Annotated in this window: 19 protein-coding genes; 14 read left to right on the top strand and 5 right to left on the bottom strand. The window is 48.7% G+C overall.

The features are described 5' to 3' along the window. Positions 1 to 37: 37 nt before the first annotated feature. From ACXAGL_RS03345 to ACXAGL_RS03335, 3 genes are all read right to left on the bottom strand, one after another. A complete protein-coding gene (locus ACXAGL_RS03345; protein WP_474989808.1) occupies positions 38 to 982 on the bottom strand; it encodes a nuclease-related domain-containing protein in 945 nt (314 codons plus the stop codon). A 209-nt stretch (positions 983 to 1,191) separates the two neighbouring features. Next, positions 1,192 to 2,157, bottom strand: coding sequence for a sodium:calcium antiporter (locus tag ACXAGL_RS03340; RefSeq protein ID WP_474969487.1), 966 nt, complete (start codon positions 2,155 to 2,157; stop codon positions 1,192 to 1,194). 253 nt (positions 2,158 to 2,410) lie between these two features. Next, on the bottom strand, positions 2,411 to 3,619 hold the full coding sequence (locus tag ACXAGL_RS03335) for a S8 family peptidase (RefSeq protein ID WP_474989806.1): 1,209 nt from the start codon (positions 3,617 to 3,619) through the stop codon (positions 2,411 to 2,413). Positions 3,620 to 3,931: 312 nt separating this feature from the next. Between ACXAGL_RS03335 and gvpU the strand changes: the two genes are divergently transcribed. The 12 genes from gvpU (at position 3,932) to ACXAGL_RS03275 (ending at position 17,062) form a co-directional block, all read left to right on the top strand. Beyond that, complete coding sequence (gvpU, locus tag ACXAGL_RS03330) at positions 3,932 to 4,276, top strand: gas vesicle accessory protein GvpU (protein ID WP_474989804.1); 345 nt, start codon at positions 3,932 to 3,934, stop codon at positions 4,274 to 4,276. A 132-nt stretch (positions 4,277 to 4,408) separates the two neighbouring features. Next, positions 4,409 to 5,548: an acyltransferase gene (locus ACXAGL_RS03325; protein WP_474989802.1), complete on the top strand. Its 1,140-nt coding sequence runs from the start codon at positions 4,409 to 4,411 to the stop codon at positions 5,546 to 5,548. A 156-nt stretch (positions 5,549 to 5,704) separates the two neighbouring features. Continuing rightward, positions 5,705 to 7,441 (top strand): carbon starvation CstA family protein, encoded by a 1,737-nt coding sequence (locus ACXAGL_RS03320; protein WP_474989800.1) that lies wholly within the window; start codon positions 5,705 to 5,707, stop codon positions 7,439 to 7,441. A 56-nt stretch (positions 7,442 to 7,497) separates the two neighbouring features. Then, complete coding sequence (locus ACXAGL_RS03315) at positions 7,498 to 7,878, top strand: hypothetical protein (RefSeq protein WP_474989798.1); 381 nt, start codon at positions 7,498 to 7,500, stop codon at positions 7,876 to 7,878. 12 nt (positions 7,879 to 7,890) lie between these two features. Then, positions 7,891 to 8,154, top strand: coding sequence for a cory-CC-star protein (locus ACXAGL_RS03310; RefSeq protein ID WP_474969481.1), 264 nt, complete (start codon positions 7,891 to 7,893; stop codon positions 8,152 to 8,154). A 12-nt stretch (positions 8,155 to 8,166) separates the two neighbouring features. After that, on the top strand, positions 8,167 to 9,117 hold the full coding sequence (locus ACXAGL_RS03305; RefSeq protein WP_474989796.1) for an ArsA family ATPase: 951 nt from the start codon (positions 8,167 to 8,169) through the stop codon (positions 9,115 to 9,117). Positions 9,118 to 9,323: 206 nt separating this feature from the next. Then, positions 9,324 to 10,451: an ATP-grasp domain-containing protein gene (locus ACXAGL_RS03300; protein WP_474969479.1), complete on the top strand. Its 1,128-nt coding sequence runs from the start codon at positions 9,324 to 9,326 to the stop codon at positions 10,449 to 10,451. After that, positions 10,448 to 12,148: a methyl-accepting chemotaxis protein gene (locus tag ACXAGL_RS03295; RefSeq protein WP_474989794.1), complete on the top strand. Its 1,701-nt coding sequence runs from the start codon at positions 10,448 to 10,450 to the stop codon at positions 12,146 to 12,148. Before ACXAGL_RS03300 ends, ACXAGL_RS03295 begins: the two co-directional genes overlap by 4 nt. 330 nt (positions 12,149 to 12,478) lie before the next feature. Continuing rightward, positions 12,479 to 13,516: a LacI family DNA-binding transcriptional regulator gene (locus tag ACXAGL_RS03290; protein ID WP_474989792.1), complete on the top strand. Its 1,038-nt coding sequence runs from the start codon at positions 12,479 to 12,481 to the stop codon at positions 13,514 to 13,516. A 162-nt stretch (positions 13,517 to 13,678) separates the two neighbouring features. After that, a complete protein-coding gene (locus ACXAGL_RS03285) occupies positions 13,679 to 14,701 on the top strand; it encodes an SEC-C domain-containing protein (protein WP_474989790.1) in 1,023 nt (340 codons plus the stop codon). A 129-nt stretch (positions 14,702 to 14,830) separates the two neighbouring features. Next, entirely contained in the window at positions 14,831 to 16,510 is a 1,680-nt protein-coding gene (locus ACXAGL_RS03280; protein ID WP_474989788.1) for a catalase, read from the top strand. Positions 16,511 to 16,594: 84 nt separating this feature from the next. Further along, positions 16,595 to 17,062 (top strand): hypothetical protein, encoded by a 468-nt coding sequence (locus ACXAGL_RS03275; RefSeq protein ID WP_474969474.1) that lies wholly within the window; start codon positions 16,595 to 16,597, stop codon positions 17,060 to 17,062. Positions 17,063 to 17,098: 36 nt separating this feature from the next. On the opposite strand, the gene ACXAGL_RS03270 is transcribed toward ACXAGL_RS03275, so the two are convergent. Together ACXAGL_RS03270 and ACXAGL_RS03265 are read right to left on the bottom strand one after the other, a co-directional pair. Further along, complete coding sequence (locus tag ACXAGL_RS03270) at positions 17,099 to 19,855, bottom strand: alpha-amylase family glycosyl hydrolase (protein ID WP_474989786.1); 2,757 nt, start codon at positions 19,853 to 19,855, stop codon at positions 17,099 to 17,101. 124 nt (positions 19,856 to 19,979) lie between these two features. Further along, positions 19,980 to 20,573 (bottom strand): YdcF family protein, encoded by a 594-nt coding sequence (locus ACXAGL_RS03265; RefSeq protein WP_474989784.1) that lies wholly within the window; start codon positions 20,571 to 20,573, stop codon positions 19,980 to 19,982. Positions 20,574 to 20,768: 195 nt separating this feature from the next. On the opposite strand from ACXAGL_RS03265, the gene ACXAGL_RS03260 reads away from it, so the two are divergent. Further along, a complete protein-coding gene (locus ACXAGL_RS03260; protein ID WP_027955031.1) occupies positions 20,769 to 20,978 on the top strand; it encodes a YkvS family protein in 210 nt (69 codons plus the stop codon). 77 nt (positions 20,979 to 21,055) lie between these two features. Further along, a complete protein-coding gene (locus tag ACXAGL_RS03255) occupies positions 21,056 to 21,178 on the top strand; it encodes a hypothetical protein (RefSeq protein ID WP_474969470.1) in 123 nt (40 codons plus the stop codon). The last annotated feature ends 1 nt before the right edge of the window (position 21,179 follow it).

Genomic DNA, 21,179 nt, shown 5'->3' with positions numbered 1-21,179 from the left:
CTTATCAACGAATTATCCAATATATCAATTTAAACACTCATTCCAATACATATATTCTTCCTTTATTCCTGCCTACTGTTTTAATCTTCATCGCTTTTAGCAGGATATTAGCAGCTGAGGGAGAGGGAACATGCAAAAAATCTCTGGCCTGTTTGTTTGAGATGGTTTTTCCAATTAAGAGCGAATAGTCTTCCAAGGCAGCCACATGAGCGGATTTACTGATATGAGCGCAGTTCAAGCACTTCCATCTGCCGTGCATACGTTTCATTGGAAGTGAGGAACATTCCGGACAGAATACTCCCTTCTTGAAATCTTCTTTTTCTAGTTTGAAAAATTTCACATAGTCATAAAAGTAGCTTTCGTGATTGGTAAGCAGTTGGGTGGATAAGCAGTTCATCTGGGAGGCATTCAAAATGGAGGTTCGATCTTCCGTCAGATCCGCCATCTTTTCGGGAAGTGTTTCGACCCGGATGACGTTCTCAAGGTCAGCATCGTCTGTATCAATCCTTGCCGCAGGGTGGCTGTTGACGACCAGACCGTAAATCGGAACATTAGGAATCTGCCAGAGCTTCAGCAGCTTCTGAAGCTGGCGGGTATGACGGCCTACCTGAATGATAGGATCGGCAAACGTCGAATGATCTTCCTCCCACTTTCGTTCAAGGTAGTGGAAACGCTGGTTGAAAAACAGCTCCCCTCCAATGTTTTTCACTTCGAGAATGATTAGGAGAGCAGCGGTTACGACAAGGCAGTCGATTTGGAAATGGTGGGTGCCGTCATACAGACGCAGGTCATGGAAAATATCATGGTCCGAGGGGAGAAAAGTAAGAGGATAATTCATGGAGAGTTCGCCTTTGTAGCCGGTTAATCGGAGCTTCAACTGTTCGTTTACAGCTTCGGATTGAGGGTGATGGTCCATCAGTCTCCGCTTCAAAGCCTGCAGAACTTTGATATCGCTGGGAAAAGTGCGTTCTTTCATAATCATGGCATCCATCCTTTCGCTCTTTCCTTATTCGACATGAAGATCGGTATTCCTATGGCGGATATCGATTTTATTTTCGATATATCAATTTTTTCTGCGATATATCAATTAAATAGGGGATATATCAACTAAACCCCAGGTATATCAACTAAATTGAGACGGGATATAAATAAATGAGAAAAAGCAGGAGAGCCGGTGCTCTCCTGCTTTTTTTAAAACAACTGATACGATGCTGCAAAATAAATGACGATCATAAGCAGCGACGGTACCGCATAACGGAAGCTGTTTTCCTTCGGCTTGCGATTCACCATGAATACGGTCAGGAAAAGCATCGCTGTACTTAAAAGCGCCACAGGCAGATGGGTGGAGCTGAGCGACTGCAGTATCGCGCCTTTCTGGTAAAACACATCCGTCACAGCAAGCAGCTGCAGGTTGAACAGGTTACTTCCGAGGATAGAACCGAGCGCCATGCCGTAGTTGGACATCTTCATGGCCACAAGGACGGTTACGAGTTCCGGCAGCGAGGTGGAAGCGGCAATGAGGAAGCTTCCGACAAAGCTTGAACTCATCCCTGTTTGCTGGGCGAGCTGATCACCGGAAATCGATAAGGCGCTCCCTGAGGCGAACACAATCAGTGCTGCAACAATGAAACCGATGACCGCTGCTTTTAACGTATAATCTTTGCCTGCGGCGGCTGCTTCATCCATCTCCTCTTCTTCCCCTTGATTCATAAATCGGGTGGCCAATATATACAACCCGACGAGGATGAACATCTCTACCCCAATGTTAAACAAGGAAAAATCGAACGGCAGGATGAGGGCGGCGACTACAATCAGGGTGAATACGATACCGGCCACTGCTGTTGGCATGTGCTGCTTCTCATCGATGGCGTTAAACATTTTCCGTTTTCGGTAAATCATGTCGACAACAGCAATGATGAGCAGGTTGAACACATTACTGCCGAGCATGTTCCCGACAGCGATGTCAGGGTTGTCGATATAGACGGCTGTTAAACTGGTCGTCAACTCCGGCAGAGAGGTCGCCCCGGCGATGAGAAAGGTGCCGACGACAGCACCGCTCAGCGTGGATTTCCGGCTGATCACATCGCCGAACCGGTTCAGCTGGACAGCCGCAAATACAACGATGACGGCGGATAATAGAAAAATAAAGTAAACCATCATTCCAATCTCCTTTCTATACACAGGGCTCTGCTCAAAAAAAGAGACTCCGGCCCTGTGGAGGGCCAAAGTCTCGCGTCCTATCTATATAGTTTGATGAACCAGGTGAGTGGATCACCGAAATGACGATTCATCAGCCGCGGATATGCGGTCGCTACTCCCTTTGGTAGTTTTACTATAGCGAAAGATTCGTCCGGGAGTCAACCGATAAGAAAAGAGGAAGGCGCATGCAGGCGCCTTCCTCTTTTTCTACTTAATAGTTCACCGCGTCGTAGGAATTGATCAATCCGTGCTCAAAGTAGGAACCTGTTCCGCTGATTGGATCAGCTGTCTGTTCAATGGCTGCACGGATATTGCTGTTGGAACGGCCCTGGGAGGCGAGCAGTCCGGCAAGACCGGCTACGTGAGGGGCTGCCATGGATGTTCCGGACATGTAGGCATACCCTCCGTTCGGCATCGTAGACGCAATACTCACGCCTGGCGCTGTTACATCCACCCACGTGCCGTAGTTGGAGAAGGAGGCTTTTCTATCATAGCGGTCGACGGCTCCTACGGCGATGACGTTGTCATAGGAAGCAGGCTCGAAAGTTGTGGAAACTCCGTCATTTCCTGCCGCTGCAATGACGACGGATCCTTTGTTCCAAGCGTAATTGACCGCATTTTCCAATGTCTGTGTATCACAGTTGCAGCCAAGGGAAAGGTTAATGACCTCTGCGCCTTGATCAGCGGAGTAGCGGATGGCATCTGCTATGTCGTTCAGGGAGCCGCTGCCATTCGCGTCGAGGGCGCGGACGGCAAGGATTTTTGTATTCGGAGCCATTCCGGCGACACCTCTGGCGTTGTTGGTTTCAGCGGCGGCGGTTCCGGCTACGTGCGTGCCGTGATCATTGAGATCCATTGGATTGTTATCGTTATCGACGAAGTCATAGCCTTTGATCGTTTTTCCATCAAGGTCCGGGTGGTTGTAGTCGACACCGGAGTCGATGATGGCGATTTCCTGACTGCTGCTTCCGCGTGTTACGTCCCATGCCCTTGGTGTATCTGTGTTCTGCGGTCCATATTGATAGCCGCTGTAGTACGTATCATTTGGTGTCCAGGTGGCTTGGAATAGATAGTTCGGCTCTGCGTATTCCACATTCGGATTTTTGTTTAAGGCTTCGACGACTTTTTCAACGTTTTTTACCTTCAACACTTTCTCCTCAGCTTCGACGACTTCCTGTTGTTCCTCCAGGACAACAGCGTCTATCTGGTTCATCTCTTTTTTGTTTGGAGAGAAGCCTTCTTTATATTTCACGACGACTTCACCCGGCACGTACTTTCCTTTTTCGAGATAAGTATCAATTTTGTTTGTCCGTTCTGATGATGTTTTGTCGGAAAGGGAATCGGCTAGGACACCTCCAGTGGACGGCATAAGGACAAGGGCGGCGGCAAGGGACAGGGAAGCAAGCTTTTTAAACTTCAAACGATTTCCTCCTTTAAAAGATATACTCTAGTAATTCGGAGAAATCGTAAGGATTCCTGCGATATCGGGGTTGGGATAGAGGTGTGAAAAAAAGACCCCTTAAGCGTGGTTTCGACATAGGGGTTGGGCAACTTTATGTTGTAACCAAATCCATCATGATGATCCTTCTCATAGAATGGGAGTCTCCCGGGGTTTCAGAAACGTCCAATTGGGAAGTAAAAAGATAAACGATGGCTCGATGAGAGGTGTAGCGATCCCATACAACAGATTGATGCGGACCCCGTTCAATAAACCAGTCAGGAAGGAAGATGTTTGATAGATCATGGGCTGAGAAAATTTATGAAAGCAGTAAATATGAAGGACTTTTCCCTGGACATGACGTTAAACGTTAACGGAGCTTTGGTGACAGGGACAACGGTTTCGGCTGAAAAATACTTCCGTTCTTTAAGCGGTACCCTTGCTGAAGGCAGTGAAACGGCTCAGTCCCTAACTAAAAAGTATGAAAAAGCCAGTCAGATGAATGATTCGCAGGAGGAAATCCAATACATTCCCCTCGAAAATGCCCAGGTCTACAATGGCGACGCCCCGGTCACTCCGGTGAAAGGACGTCTCGACAGAATCGATGGCTTTTTCCTCGGTCGTATTGATGCGGAATAGGAATAAAATGTAATTTATATTACGACAGTTCAAAAATTTCATGAATAATCGGCTACAATGCGAAAGCAGACTATGATTTCATGGTAAAATGGCTCACGCACCATTAAGTCGAACCATTAAAGGAATGATTCCATGAAAAAAGAAAGAATTGAGTCCATCTACTTTCTACGCATCTTTGCCATGGTCATGGTCGTCCTCGTACATGTCAGCGCGGCCTATGTGAAGGTTCTTACGGAAGGCACGGGCATGTATGAGGCCTATCATTTTATCAACCGGATCATCCGGATTGAAGCCGGCATCTTCATTATGCTTACGGCGATGGTCTTTTTCTATAAGTATATTGATCAGAAAATGGATAAACAGGAACTCTTCTCTTATTTCAGGAAGAGAGCTCTCTATATTGTCGTTCCCTATTTCCTGTGGGCGCTTTTCTATGAAGCTTTCTCTATTTATCTCGGAGTGGTGTCGACGACGCCGGAAAACATTCTGACCCGGGTGTTTACAGGGGATTCGTTTTATCATCTGCACTTTATTTTCTTAATCGTCCAGTTTTATTTGTTTTTCCCTGTCGTCCTCTATGCCGCACAGAAATCGGCTTTCTTCAGAAAGTACATGTGGCTGTTCGGAATGATCCTGCAGGTCGGGTACTACTTCTTCAACCGGGAATTTCAAGTGTTTTCATTCAACCTGTTTATGACGAGTATGGGACCCTACCTGCTCGGTGCGTGGATCGGCGCCTATTATAAACAGCAGAAGACGGCAGCTTTTTCAAGAACAACACCTATATGGGCAGTCGGAGGCCTGTTTGCAGGTCTGACGACTGTTTACCTGCACGGTAGCGGGTATCAGATCTTTGGGGCACAGCTGCCGACATGGGGCTATTTGATTATTAATATGCTCTTTCTCGTTGTCGGAAGCTATGCCATGTTCCGTATTGCGGAACGGTTGGTCGTCAAGTGGCCGGTGGCGCTGTCCTACGTGAAGAATATTGCGGTCTATTCGTTTGGCTTTTATCTTCTTCACCCATTCGTATTGAAGATCTATGAATTTACCATTCCCATTCCGGCTGGAAACATGTTCCACGCAGCTATCATTGTCCGGCTCGCTGCCACCCTGCTTTCATGTTATGTGATCATCTGGCTGTCCCACAGGTACCTTCCTTTTGCTGGTTTGTTCTTCGGAAAACTGCCGAATAAAAAACCGGGCTTTTTCGAGGGAAACCGATCGAAGGGGAACAAGTCGCAGCAGGAAACAGGAAAAGCCATCTTATAATCGTCATGAGAAAACCGCTCCAACCGGACTGCCGGAAGGAGCGGTTTTTTTATGACTTCTATTTTCTGATAAATCTGTAAATTTTATTGAAACGATGGCGAATGGTGAGATATAATAACCATGATGTGTAAGCGCATACATAAAAGGAGGGTTTTTGTGAGTGGGATTTGGCTGGCCGTTGTTGGTATGCTTGTCTTTTTTCTAGGGTATCGGTATTATTCTAAGTTTATTGCCGAAAAGATTTATAAGCTTGATCCGAATTACGTAACGCCCGCCCATCAGTTTAAGGATGGTGTCGATTTCGTACCTACGAACAAGTTCGTCCTCTGGGGGCACCACTTTACGTCGGTGGCTGGAGCAGCTCCCATTGTAGGGCCGGCCATCGCGGTGTACTGGGGATGGCTTCCGGCTGTGCTCTGGGTGCTGCTTGGCACGGTGTTCGCTGCAGGGGTCCATGATTTCGGTACACTCGTTTTATCCGTGCGAAACAAAGGACAGTCGATCGGGACGCTGGCGAGTAAGTTGATCGGCGAGAAAGCGAAGGTGTTGTTTTTGTTCATTATCCTTCTGCTTGTTCTTATGGTCAATGCAGTGTTCGCCTGGGTTATTGCCAACTTGTTCATCTCGTTTCCTGCGAGTGTATTATCGGTCTTTATTCAAATTCCACTCGCTGTCTGGATTGGTTACAGTGTCTACAAGAGACAGGGCAGTATGCTTCTGCCATCGCTAGTAGCTCTTGCTGTCATGTATCTCTCTGCTGTCGTTGCAAGTTATGTCCCTGCCCTGCAGATAGACCTTGTCCGCTATTTCGGAGGCGAAGGAGCGGAAGCAGCCTTTGGATTGAGTGCGACATCCATGGCGTTTTTCGTCTGGATCATCGTACTCATGATCTATGTGTATATTGCATCGACGCTTCCTGTGTGGAAACTGCTTCAGCCAAGGGATTATATCAACTCCCATCAGCTGATTGTCGGACTGGGCCTTCTCTATCTCGGGCTGCTGTTTTCCAACCCTGAAATTACAGCACCGGTAACCAATGCGTCGGCGGATACATCCTGGTTCCCGCTTTTGTTCATTACCATCGCCTGTGGAGCGATTTCCGGATTCCACGGTCTCGTATCTTCCGGGACTTCTTCGAAACAGTTGAACAATGAAACAGAAGCGCGGTTTGTCGGCTATCTTGGTTCCGTCGGAGAAGGAGCTCTCGCCTTAGTCGCGATCATCGCTGTTGTCACCTTCTTCCCAACAGCGGCGGAGTTCACAGCCACCTACAGCGGTTTTGCGGCGGCCAGTAATGCCGGACTTGGTGTCTTCATCCAAGGGGCCGGCCAGCTGGCGGCGGGACTCGGGATTCCCGCCTCTGTCGCGGCTACGATTGTGAGTGTGATTGTCGTCAGTTTCGCTGCGACAACACTGGATTCTTCGGTTCGTTTGATGCGGTATATTATCGCAGAGCTCGGTACTGAATATAAGATCACACCACTGACGAAAATGCATGTCGCAACTACGCTGGCGGTTGTTTCAAGCGCTGCACTGACCCTGATTCCGCAGGGGCCGAAGGGATTCGGATCCGGAGGTTATCTGCTTTGGCCGTTATTTGGAACATCCAATCAGCTCCTGGCAGGCATTAGTCTCCTGCTCGTATCGATCTGGCTGAAGCGTCAGGGGAGAAATTACCTTCCGACAATTATTCCAATGGTCTTTCTCATGTTCATGACGCTGTGGGCGATGATTTCACAGGTGCTGACAGAATGGGCGCCTTGGAATGAGAATAGTGACTGGATGCTGTTTGCTTTTGGTGCAGTCATCCTCGTTTTCACCTTCTGGATTTTACTGACGGCCTTTTCAGCGATTACGAAGGACCATAAAAATTCCATCGAACGAAGTGCTTAAAAGGGAGAAGCCGTGCCGATGTACGGCTTTTTCCATTCAGTAAGGAGGAAAAAGGCATGATCGATGTCATGATGATGCGGGCGGAGAAGGAAATCGGGATGGGGTGCTGTGGCGGCATCTGCTCCGATCCGGATGGTTTGATTAACATGGAGGACGAATTTTCACACCATGACGAAGAACGAAAAAATCTGCAGCAGCTTTATCTTATGACACTGGAGATCGATCCTGATATCAACATTCAATTCATCGACCCAAGGAACCTGCTGGCTGCAGCCGCTTATTTCTGGCAGCAGCAGCGCCGGGGACGTATTACACGCCGCCGGGCACTGGCTTCCTTTCTGCTGCACAGCACGTACGGGGCGGTGTTTGTAAACGGAGAATATACAGCTTCAGCCGGACGCTATGAAGAGCGGCTGTTGGAATGGACAAAATCCTGAGGAGGGAGACGGATGGAAAAGAAGCTTTCCCTGAAACGGATGGTGGAACTGTATGATGAAGTATTGAGTCTGCCTCATAAGCAGGAGGTGGCCCGGGAGTTGAGGGATGAAGAAGATCTTTTTCTTCTGCTGCTTTATTCCGATCTGCTCGGCATCCCCAACCCCGCGTTTTATTACACGCTTGAATTGTACCCACATATTGTTGAAAAATTTCATGACTGGCATTTGCGGATGGGCATGGAGAAATCCCCGCTCGATGGCATCCGCTGCTGTTAAGGAGGGTTATCTATGAAACATATCCAGCATCACTCTATCATTTTTGCGGGAGGAAAAGGCGGTGTCGGAAAATCGACCTCATCAGCGGCCCTTGCGCTCTCCTTTGCTGAACAGGGATATGAAACGCTTGTCGTTTCGACAGATCCTGCTCATAATCTCGGCGATGTTTTTCATACGTCTTTATCCCATACGAAAACGAAGCTCGCCAAGCGTTTATACGGGATGGAAATTGATCCCGGTTATGAATCGAAGCGGTATATTGAAGGGGTGAAGGAAAACCTGGAAGGGCTTGTGAAGTCTAAAATGGTCGAGGAGGTGCACCGGCAGATCGATATGGCATCCGCCTCGCCCGGGGCAGATGAGGCCGCCTTATTTGACCGCCTCGTGTCCATCATCCTGGAAGAGTCCGGCCGGTTCGATAAAATTGTGTTTGACACCGCTCCGACCGGACATACGATCCGCCTGCTTACACTCCCGGAAATCATGAACGTGTGGATTGACGGCATGCTGGAGCGCCGGGGGCGGATGAATGAGACGTACACACAGCTGCTTCATGATGGAGAGCCTGTAGATGATCCGATTTTCAACGTGCTGCAGAGGCGCCGCGAAAAATTCGACACCGTACGGAAAATCATATTAGACGAAAAGAAGACCGCCTTTGTGTTTGTTCTCATTCCTGAGCGCCTCCCGATTCTTGAAACGAAGAAAGCCGTGGAGCAGCTGGGCAGACATGGACTTGATGTGCAGACACTGATCGTGAATAAAGTTCTGCCTGACTACGCTGATGGTGCCTTTCTCGCTAAAAGGAGAAAACAGGAGCGTGTTTACCTTGAGGAGATCAAGCGGACGTTTAGAGATAAAGAGCTGGTATATGTGCCTCTTTTTGAAGAAGATGTCTCCGATATGGAAAAGCTGCATACGTTTGCGGGCTCTTTTCAATCATGGGTCCCTGTTTCTGACTAGAAGATTACCTTCAATCGATGAAAAAATTCGACTCATCATTCACCGGAATCCGTGTAGCCGTACACGGATTTTTTGTGCTTAATTTTCTGATTACATAGGACTTTATAATTAAATCGGGCGTACGGACCTGTATGAACTCCGAGGGCGGCCGATATATAAGGAGTCGAGCACAAATAAGTTGAAATTGCACGCTCAGGAGGGAATTTATGCTGATTATTGATGAACAAACAGTGTCCCCTATCCTAGTACAAACGGCCCTGACTCATCATTTGCCTATCTATTATAAGGACGATGAGAGAGCCCTGGATATGAAGGAACATTCTAAACTACTAACCAATTCGGAAAGCTGTCTGCAGATGCTGCAGCACCACCATCCGGAGCACATACATACGAAAGTATCCCAGATGGTCAAAAACAAAGCCCGGTTCCGGGAGCTGATTGCCGATCTGGATGAAGACTATTATTTCAAGCTTGTCACGCTTGATGAATTGATGAGTTCAAACAAGGAAGATCTCCCATTCCCGGTCGTTATCAAGCCGAACAAAGGCTATTCCAGTGTCGGTGTTTATATCGTGAAGGAAAAAGCGGAGTGGGACCAGGCGGTACAAGGATTGTATTCCGACCTGCTTCTCTCCCGGTCGATGTATTCGGATGCCGTTTTGGACAGTGAACAGATCATTATTGAAGGATATATTGAAGGACAGGAGTATGCGCTTGACTGCTACTATGACGAAGCGGGTGAGCCGGTGATTTTGAATATCCTGAAACGCCGGTTTGCCCACGATCAGGATACGTCCGACCGCATTTATTACACGTCCAGCCGTATTCTTGAGGAAGTACGTGAGCAGGCGCTGGATTACCTGCGTCTTTTAAATGACCGTCTTCAGCTCAGAAACTATCCTTTTCACATAGAAATGAGACAAAACGACGGCGGCATCGTTCCCATTGAGATGAATCCGCTCCGCTTTGCCGGGGCAGGTACGACAGATGTGAGTCATTACGCCTATGATATCAACTCGGCCTCAGCCTACTTCAAGGGCGTAAAGCCGGATTGGAAAACGATTGTGAAGCGGGCCGACGAGTCCTTTTACGGATTTTTCTGTGCGGAAGTGCCGGGGCATATCAGCGTGAATCTTATTCAATCCATTCAGCATGAGGAGCTGAAAAAAGAGTTCAGTCACATCCTGGAGTATCGGATCATCCAGTCAGCCAGTGACCGGACGTTTGCCGTCGTTTTTTTCAAAACGAACCAGCTGAATGAACTGGACCGGTTACTTACCCTTGATTTAGAGCCCTTCCTTACAATGAAACCAGCAAAGGAGGCTGTCCGATGAATTGGCAGGCCTTGAACCCGAAGAAGTCGTTAAAAACCCAGTTGTTCGTTAATTTCATCATTCCGATCCTTATTCTTGGTGGACTGACCTTCGGATTCGTGAAATATATAACCGGTAATATGATTGATGATCATATCCTGCCGCAGTTTGAACAGGTTCTTTTGACAAATGGTCAGGAGCTTGTCCGCTCGATTGAACCGAATGCCGTGCGTGAAGCGATGGAAAACCCATCAGAGAACCATGCCAGCTTGATCAACACGCTGGACAGCTTCATTGAAGGACAGGAGCGTCTGGAATATGCCTATATATTGACAAAGCAGGGAGAGCAGGAATACATCGTCGCCTTGAACGGTTCTGAGGATGTAATGGTGGAGTCTCCTTTTACAGATAAGCAGAGGGAGGCGTTCCAGACAGGGGATACCGTTGTGACCTCCATTTATGAAGATGAATGGGGCGTCCATAAGTCGGTCTTCATGCAGATTGGTGACATGGATGCGATTGTCGGCGTCGATATGAGTACCTCCTTTGTCGGAAGCCTCCAGAAGGAAATCAATAGCTTCCTTGCTATCTTTTTAGCGGTCGCTGTTCTGCTTGGTGCCGGGTTTGCTTATATCTTCGGCACCCGTCTGACGAAAGCTGTCCGCTCCCTGCTGTCGTCGGTGAACCGGATTAGTGATGGAGATTTGACAGAGGACATCGAAACGAAGCGGGCCGATGAAATTGGTCAGCTGTCTGTGGCGATGAATGAAATGGTGGAGAGCTTGAGGAGCCTTGTTCAGAGGGTGACGACAGCGTCGAGTGAAGTGTCGGCGCAGAGTGAGGAACTCACGCAGTCGGCCAACGAAGTGAAAGAAGGAAGCGAGCAGGTCGCTTCTACGATGCAGGAACTGTCCTCTGGTGCAGAGTCCCAGGCAGACAGCTCCAGCAGCCTTTCCGAAGGGATGGACAACTTCGTCCGACGTCTGGATGAAGCCAACAAAAGTGGAAAAGCAGTAGCTGGAACATCGAAGGAAGTGCTGTCGATGACCGAAGAAGGGCGGGGGTTGATGGAGACGTCCGTCCAGCAGATGAACACCATCAACGGCATCGTCAAGGAGTCTGTAGAGCGTGTGCACGGACTGGATAAGCAGTCCAAGGAAATTAATAAACTCGTCCAGGTCATTCAGGATATTGCCGAACAGACCAACCTGTTATCCTTGAACGCGGCTATAGAGGCGGCGAGAGCCGGGGAGCATGGCAAAGGATTTGCCGTCGTGGCTGATGAAGTCCGCAAGCTTGCCGAGCAGGTTTCAACGTCCATCATTGATATCACATCCATTGTGGAAAGTATCCAATCCGAGTCAAACCGGGTCGCTCAATCGCTTGAATCCGGCTATCAGGAAGTGGACAAAGGAACGAAACAGATAGAGGTGACCGGGGAAACCTTCCACCGTATCCATACATCGGTCAGTGACATGTCCGGACGGATCGGGGAAATTTCCGAGCACCTTTCGGATATTGCAGAAAACAGCCAGCAGATGAACCAGTCGATTGAAGAGATTGCTTCTGTTTCCGAGGAGTCGGCGGCAGGGGTGGAGCAGGTGGCCGCTTCCTCGCAGCAGACGACAAGTTCAATGGAAGAAGTTTCTCACAGTGCCCGTCAGCTGTCTGAGCTTTCTGAACAGTTGAACGAGGAGATCCAGCAATTTAAACTGTAGGACCACTCGTGTAGAAGGTCATGTGGGAAGGTGGCGTCAGCGCCGCTTGCGACGATTGATGAGCTGAAAAGAGGAAGATCTTCTGTTTATTAGAAGGTCTTCTTTTTTTATCCTTCACGTCCGGGCGGGGAAGATCCCTGTCTCCTGGAAAAAGGTGCGGGAAGGGAATTCTGAAACGTTCATGTGGATGCACGTTTAGCCGGAAGGAAAGGGGGGGCAGGTCTCTCATTCTGGAGGACACCTTTTCTTCCTGGCCACCTAAATACTCATTCCTCCCTTGGAACGGGGAGTGTTATGATGGAGGCAGTATATGAATAGAAGGTGATTGTTTTGGACGTAACCATTAAGGATGTAGCCAGAGCGGCAGGTGTAGCGCCCTCGACGGTTTCCCGTGTGATTGCAGACAATCCGCGGATCAGTCCGGCTACGAAAAGGAAAGTGAAGCACGCGATGGAGGAGATGGGATATCACCCGAATGTGACCGCCCGTAATTTAGCAAGCCGGACGACGAAATCTCTCGGAGTTGTTCTGCCTTTCAGTGCAGATAAAGCGTTGCAGAATCCATTTTTCCCGGAGGTGCTGCGGGGCATCAGTTCCATCGCCCATGAGATGGAGTATTCCCTTGTTCTCTGCACGGGAGAAACGGATGAGGAAATGCTGGAGGCTGTGAAACGGATGGTGTACAGCAGTCAGACAGATGGGATTCTTCTCCTCTATTCGCAGGTCCGTGACCCGATTCAATCCTTTCTGCTGGAGCAGAAGTTTCCTTTTGTCGTCGTCGGCCGTCCGGCAGAAAACGGAAACTACGTGACGCACGTTGATAACGATAACATTCAGGCTTCCAAGGATATGACAAAGCATCTGATCGATCTCGGTCATGAGCGGGTGGCGTTTATCGGGGGTTCTCCTGAGCTCGTGGTGACGCTCGACCGCCTTCAAGGGTATGAGGAGGCGTTAAAAGAGGCCGGAATCTCCGTTGAAGACAATTATAAAGTCCATACAGAGTTCTTGAAATCGGGCGGACGCTCAGCTGTTCGTGCACTCATGTCTCTCACTCATCCGCCGACCGGGCTTGTTGTCGCCGATGATCTGATGACGATTGGCGTCATATCCACTTTGGAGGAAGAAGGCATTCACGTACCGGAGGATTTATCAATCGTCAGTTTCAACAATGTCTACCTTGCTCAGGTGTCCCGTCCGGCCCTGACGACGGTGGACGTCCACATCCAGGCCTTAGGGACAGAGGCAGCCGCCTGCCTCATTGAGAACGTGCAGCGGCGGGAGCAGCCGCCGAAGCGTATCATCATACCGCACAAAATTGAATATCGTTCGTCGGCGATCTCCCGCTCCGCTCCGTCTGAAGGGTAACCTTCAGGCGGTTTTTTATGAAGATGGCATCTGTTCCATAAACTTCCTATATCCGCCTTTTTTTACAGAAAACTGCATAGATGTGGAAAATTTTTTGCATGTTTGCGCAATTTTCGGTACCCTAGTAGAGTTGACCTTTAAACAATTAGGAGAGGGATTTATATGAGTAAGACAAAAAGGAATGATCCCTGCTTTTGTGGAAGCGGGAAAAAATATAAAAAATGCTGCATGGTGAAAGATGATCAGGCTGTCGGATCCAGCAGCCTTCATGAGGAACTGCAGAGTAACTACAGCCACTTTATGGCTTATGTGAACCGTAATTATCCGAACGTTACCCCATCTGAGTCGAGAGAAACACAGGAAGAAGAAGTAGAAGCGGCGTTCCAGATGGTGCAGCGTGTCCTGATCGATAAACAGGAGGATGGCTCCACCCTGTATGAGGAATTTTTTGCGAAGAAACAGGATAAAATCATCCGTCCGGCAACGATGGCAACGATGGAAGCCTGGAAATCTCCGCACGTGAGCTTATTCAAAATCAACGGTTCAGCCTCTGAATCCACCGCTTCTGTAGAAGACGTGTGGAGCGGAGAATCGTTTGAAGTGAAAAAGGACGGCATTCCTTTGAAAGAAGAGAATTATGAGCACATGCCATACTGTATCGGCGTTCTCTTGAAGTGGGGACCTGTCCATAACTTCGTACCCCTGGCGATTCCGAACTACGAGTCTTCTTACGTGACGTTCCGCAAACAGCTGGAAGAAGCGTTTGAAGCGAGCGGTGCTGCGACGATTTATGACTATATGCAGGCAACGATTATAGAACAGCTGCGTAGCTGGATGTATATGACTTCTACAGATGAAACGGAAGAGGCCCCAGCTGAAGAGCCCGTCGAGGTCCCTGCTGAAGGTGATGACGTGCTTGACTTGTTCGATGAAAGCTTGAAGCAGGAAGAAGGATTTGAACTGTTGAAGCAGCGCTGGGAAATGTACAAGCAGGCGGAAAATCCGACATTCCGTAAGCCGGAAGTCGTAACCGCAGCCCTTGAGCATATGTACCGCAGCACGTCTGCTTTCCGTACGGAACCGGAAAAAGTAACGAAAAAAGCGGTAGCTGAAAAGTATGAAGTCAGTCCGGGCAGCATGAGCAAACGCATCACTCAGCTGTCGGATTATCTTCTTCCATCATAAGCACTTCAACGTCCAGGATCTTCCTGGGCGTTTTTTTTAGGATCAAAAGGTTGATGGAAAAGATGGAATAAAAAACCGGATGCCTGCAGAAACTCTCCTTGTAGATAGTCAATGACAGGAGGGAACCATATGGACAACTATAAAGAACAGGGACCCGGCGGTGCGGACGACCATCGTTTTGCCGAAGGAGAAGGCGAAAAAACGCTGACGACGAGGCAGGGGCACCCGGTCCGGACGAACCAGAATTTAAGGACGATCGGGAACCGGGGACCGGCCACGCTGGAGAACTACGATTATATCGAAAAGATTTCCCACTTCGACCGGGAACGTGTACCTGAGCGGGTGGTCCACGCCCGGGGAACAGGGGCACGCGGCTACTTTGAAACTTATGGGAAAGCCGGCGATGAACCGGTGGAGAAATATACACGGGCGAAAGTTTTTTCTGGAGCAGGGAAGAAAACACCGGTGCTCGTCCGGTTTTCGACGGTGACCCATTCGGCTGGTTCTCCGGAGACGCTGAGGGACCCGCGCGGATTTGCCGTCAAATTTTACACAGAGGATGGCAACTGGGACCTGGTCGGAAACAATTTGAAGGTATTCTTCATTCGTGACGCAATGAAATTCCCGGATTTGATCCATTCGTTCAAGCCTGATCCAGTGACCAACATCCAGGACAGCGAGCGGATTTTTGATTTTCTCAGCCAGACGCCCGAATCAATGCACATGGTCACTTTCCTGTTTTCCCCGTGGGGCATCCCGGCCAACTACCGCCAGATGCAGGGATCCGGTGTGAATACATACCGGTGGGTCAACGACGAAGGAAAAGCGGTCCTCGTGAAGTATCACTGGGAGCCTCTCAAGCAGGGGATCAAAAACCTGACCCAGGAGGAAGCAAACCAGATCCAGGCAGAAAACTTCAACCATGCGACACAGGATTTGTACGAAGCCATCGAGAGCGGCGATTATCCTGAATGGGAGCTCTGCGTCCAGATTATGGAGGACCACGAGCATCCTGAGCTTGATTTTGATCCACTTGATGATACGAAGCTGTGGCCGGAGGATCAGTTCCCGTTTTTGAAAGTCGGAAAAATGGTGCTGAACAAAAATCCGGACAACTATTTCAATGAAATCGAGCAGGCGGCATTTGGTACAGGTGTGCTTGTCGACGGTCTCGATTTCTCTGATGATAAGATGCTTCAGGGACGGACATTTTCCTATTCTGATACGCAGCGCTACCGGGTCGGAGCAAACTACCAGCAGCTTCCGGCCAACGCACCGAAAAAACATGCCGCCACCAACTATGAAGGAGGAAGCATGTCTTATTTTGTGGATCGGCCGGAAGGGTCCAACCCGCACGTGAACTATGAGCCTTCCTCTTTGAATGGTCTAGAGGAATCCCCTCCGAAAAAGGCACCTCACCAGCCGTACGTGGAAGGGAAATTGAAGAAAGAGCCGATTGACAGGGAAAATAATTTCAAGCAGGCAGGAGAACGGTACCGGATGCTGAAGGACTGGGAACGGGATGATTTAATCAACAACCTCGTCGTATCGCTCAAGCCGTGCCACACCCATATCCAGAAGAAGATGGTATCTTTGCTGACCCAGTGCGATGAGGATTATGGAAGCCGAGTGGCAGAGGGACTTGGAATGAATACAGCAGCGGGACAGATGAACGAGGAATTTGCGGATGACATCACTCCTTCCAAAGGGAGACTTCCAAAGCGGGGTGGCTCTCCGATAGGCAGCGATGGGGCTGCGGATGCGGTCGAGCAGGCCGAGGAAAAAGGACACGAAGCAGATCCGTATTGATTGAAAGGCGGTCTTCCAATGGTGGAAGGCCGCCTTTTCTTTTTTTACCTGTTTCCGCATAAGGTGATAAAGGGAGGCGATGGAATGAAGAAGAAAGGTTCTGGTGGGAAATTCCTTGTCATCACGGCCCTCATCCTTCTGGCTGCTGCTGTGACGGCTGCCGGCCTGTTCATCACATCCCGCCCGGGTTATCAGGCGGAAAAGACAGTGGAGACGTTTTACAGCTACGAACAGAAAGGTCAGTACGCGGATTCCTGGTTACTGCTTCATTCCCGGATGAAGGATAAATTCGGAAAGGGTCATTACATACAGGACAGGGCTCATGTGTTTATGAATCATTTCGGCGTGGAAACGTTCACTTTCACAACGGGAGAGGTCAATCATCTGGACACCTGGTCGATGGAAAAAGGGACGGATCCGTTTAAGAACGTGTTCGTAGTGTCGGTTGAGCAGACGTTCAAAGGGAAATACGGTCGATTCCGCCTTCATCAGGATGTATATGTGGCTGAGGAAAAGGGCAGATGGAAGATACTCTGGGATTACAATAAATAAAAAAAGGCCTCCGCCTTCATAGGGGAGGCCATTCGATTAAGATGCTTTTGAAGAAGGAACCTGATCGACCTTGACGGCATGCTCCTGCTGTGGATCGAAGTGGAAGATATAGTCTCCACTCGATTCCGGAGTAAACGTCAGATTTTCTCCTTCCAGCCATTCGCCGTCACGGATGAATTTATACTCGACAGTTTCACCTGCTTTCAAAGCGACAGGGGCACTGCTCCAGACGCCTGCTTGTTCATTGTACGTCAGGGCGTGCTTATCCGTTTCCCAGTCCAGAGGAGCAGAACCGCGGAGGACCACTTTGTTGTACTTTTTCTCTTCGGAAGGCTCTTCGTATGTCAATGTGCCTTTGACATCGTACACCTGGGCGGAATGGGCGTCTGCTTTGACGTACAAGTCATCCCGGCGGCTCAGCGTGCGGCTGTCATCAATCACAGACTGCAGCATAACTTTATTCCGCGTCTTTTGGTTGTACAGCTCTTTGATGTTTAATGTGCGGCTGTTTTCCCCTTTATTGATGACGGTAAGCACATGATCCTGAGGCATTCTCCGTTCAAATACGAGGACGTCATCATCCGAATAAATCACCTTCATATCTCCGTAGGCAAGAGCCGGTTGATCTTTTCTCGCCTGAATCAATTCTTCATAGTGGGCTTTTATATCAAGGTTCTGTTTACTTTCATCCCACGGCATCATTTCTCGGTAGTAGCGGTCTTTCCATTCTTCCACTTTCGTATGATCACCGCTCTGGGACAAACCGACTTCATCTCCGTAATAGATGATCGGAGCCCCCGGCAGAGCGAACTGCAGGGTTGCTGCGTTTTTCATCGTGGTTTCATTTTCATCTGCTTCATAGATGAAACGCGGCATATCATGGCTGTCCAGGAATGTGGCAGGTACGAATTCGTCATCATAGGTTTCATGAATCGTTATCAAGGAATCAGCTAAGCTGTTCATCGATCCATCGTTAATGTACGTATTGAAAATCGCGGACTGGGTTTCAAAATCAATCGCTCCATCCAGCTTCCCGGCATAGGAATCAATCGTTTCCAGGCTGTCCCATACTTCGCCGAAAATGAAGGCGTCGGAATCTATGGATTTCACCTGGTGGCGGAAATCGACCCAGAAACTGTGACTCGGTCCTTTCGCATAATCGAGACGGAAGCCGTCAACACCGATGTCCTCCATCCAGAATGGAACCACTTCCTCAAGCATATAGGCCCTCGTTTCCGGATGGTCGTTGTTCAGTTCCGGAAGCTCCTGGACATCATAAAACGTTTCATATTCATCCGGCCATTTCAAAAAGGTGTACCATTCGTAATACGTACTGGCTTCTCCTTTTTCAACGGCGTCCTGGAAAAATGGATGCTGGTTGGATGTATGGTTCGGAACAAGATCATAGACGACTTTCATATCGCGTTCATGAGCTTCATCGACAAGTTTCTTCATCAGCTGGTTGCTGCCGAAGCGGGGGTCGATGTTCATGAAATCTGTTGGATGATAGCCGTGGGAATACGGACCTTCGTAAATCGGTGAGATCCATAGTGTGTTCACCCCAAGCTCGTCGAGGTAATCGATTTTTTCCAACATGCCTTGCAGGTCACCGCCCATCCAACCTTTCAACTGCTCATCTATCGGAAGGTCCGGATCGACGGATGTGTTGTTCTCCTCACTGCCATCGCGGAAACGGTCTACGAAAATCTGATAGATCACAGATTCTTTAGCCCAGTCGGGAGATTGATAGTCTTCGACGTAATAGGCAAACTCGGTGGCTTCCTCAGGGTCCAGGACGTTGTTGTCGGCAAACTGGGAGCCCTGCGATCCAGTGTTCCAAACATCGATGTTGTATTTCACACGCGTTTCATTCTTTTGAGCAGGAATCGTGCCCTTTAAGGTTGAAGTTTTTAAGCCGTCGGCTGATCCGCTCGTTTCGACGACACGTAGAGCAGCGATCGTCCCATTTTCAGCCTCTCCGCGCTTACCGGAAGGGGAGGATCCATCCGTCGTATAATAAACAGCTCCTGTATCAATGGGACCAAAGTGCTCGACCTCCACCGTTACGTCCACCTCATCTTTTTTCGTGGGGGTGTAAGGATCGTGGTTGAAATCATGGGTGACTGACTGGGCTACGGGAATCGTCCGCCATTGCTCCACCGTATCGTTCTGGACGCTTGGATCCTTTGTCAAAGTGACCGTGCGCCGCTCGCTGCGGACTTCTTCATAGGCTTTCCCCGCAAGACTGTACGTATAGGAAACGTTCTGTCCGTCATTACCTACAAGCGTGAACGTATACGTATCTTCCCCCGTCTTTGTCATCGGGGCAGCCGTGTAATGAAAATCGTTCGTGCTTGAGGCAACGGTCGGTTTCACCCATTCAGGTGTATGTTCCGGTACAGTCAGTTCGAGTGTGGCGGATGCTTCATGCGTTCCGGCAGGACGGATATCCACCGTCCGCTCCTCCTCGGAGTGAAAGGCGAAGATATACGCTGCATCCTGAGGAGCAGTGACGGTCAGGTTGGAACCAGTCATCCATGTCCCGTCGTACACAAACTTGTATTCTGTTGTTTTACCGCCTTCCAGGGTCACCGGCTCACTGAGCCATACCCCTTCCTCTTCGTCATACTGCAGTGGATGACGATCAGAACTCCAGTCAAGCGCCTCGGCACTGCCGCGCAGAACGACGCTGTCGTACGTTTTGGCATCGGCTTGAACTTTTTGTGCAACCGGTTGCACAAAAAGTAAAAATAAAAGGATAAGCCCAATCATCCAGATCCATGATTTCTTCATGCGTTTTCATCCCTTCCTTTTTCCATTTTTATGAAATCGCTTTCATTGTATCGGATAGACATACGCCTGTCCATAGGACTATCCTAGTGATTGTTTCAGGCGCATGGATACTGCATATAAAAAGTCAGTCAAAGAGCAGACGGATCGAGTAAAAGATCATTTTCGTATATTCGCTGAAGGTTGTCTTTTTTTCCATTTCCGTCAAACCGTCAGCGGGATTGTACGAGGAGGAGGTAAAGGCATAGCTTAACGTATAGTCTTTTCCGAAAATATCATCGAACGTCATTTTCGTCCTCCGCGAGTGGAATTCACTCGTAACGACGATGGCTGAGGAAAGGTTCTGCTCCTCCATAATGTCCTTGGCGTACAGGGCATTGTCATATGTACTCGTCGCTTTTGTGTCTTCTAAAAGATCGGCTTCGGATATCCCCAGGGAAACCGCCCGGTCCGGCGTCGTCCCGTTTTCTTCGGCATTCGTTAAAATGACCGTATCTGATGCTCCCATGGTGTACAATTCCGCTCCACGTTCCAGTCTTTCTGCACTACCGCTCAAGACGATGATGGCATCCGCCTCCGGATTCTCCTCCACGGTATCCTCCAGGATAAGAAAATCCGTACCCAGTTGGTAGAGTGTGAAAAGGAAAGCTGCCGCAGCGATGAGAAAAACCCCGAACAAGATCAGGATGGTCCGCTTTATTTTATAAACGGCTACAGACAAAAAAGATCATCCTCTCCATTTTTTTCTATTTCTACTATATACCGCCTGAGTGATTTGTGAAACCATAAGTATTTTACTTGTATACTTTTGTCGAATTTAGTAACATATATTGTAAAAGTTTTGTTTGAATTGTTTGTTTATTTCATGTAAACTTTTTTGAAACCAATAATGTTGATTCGGAAAGGATAGAGAGATATGATACAACCTGATGATCGTATTGCAACACCTGGTCAAATTGTTACCTTTGAACGAAATGATATCACATTTAAAGGAAGAGTTATTCCAAGTCAATGCCAGCAGTCTGTCATCGTTGATTTAACCATTATGGATAATCTGAATGACATCGATTTCGAATATGACAGGACGGTTGTAGCTCATACAAACTATCGCATTATCGAAGAATAACAGGAACAGGCCTTCTCCACTCCGGTGGGGAAGGTTTTTTTATGGAGACGATCAGCCGGTTTAGGGGATGGAAGTAATTGGATCGACTGAAAAGTGGTACGAAGGGATCCTTCCATATGATCTATGAGTTTCGGATGGCTCAATGGCCGGAAAAAGACCTTCAATCCCGCGGGAATAAGGATTTAGGGTGGAAGGAGTGAT

This window comes from Halobacillus sp. ABA4_118, from assembly GCF_056160205.1.
This window is presented reverse-complemented; position numbering and strand designations above follow the sequence as displayed.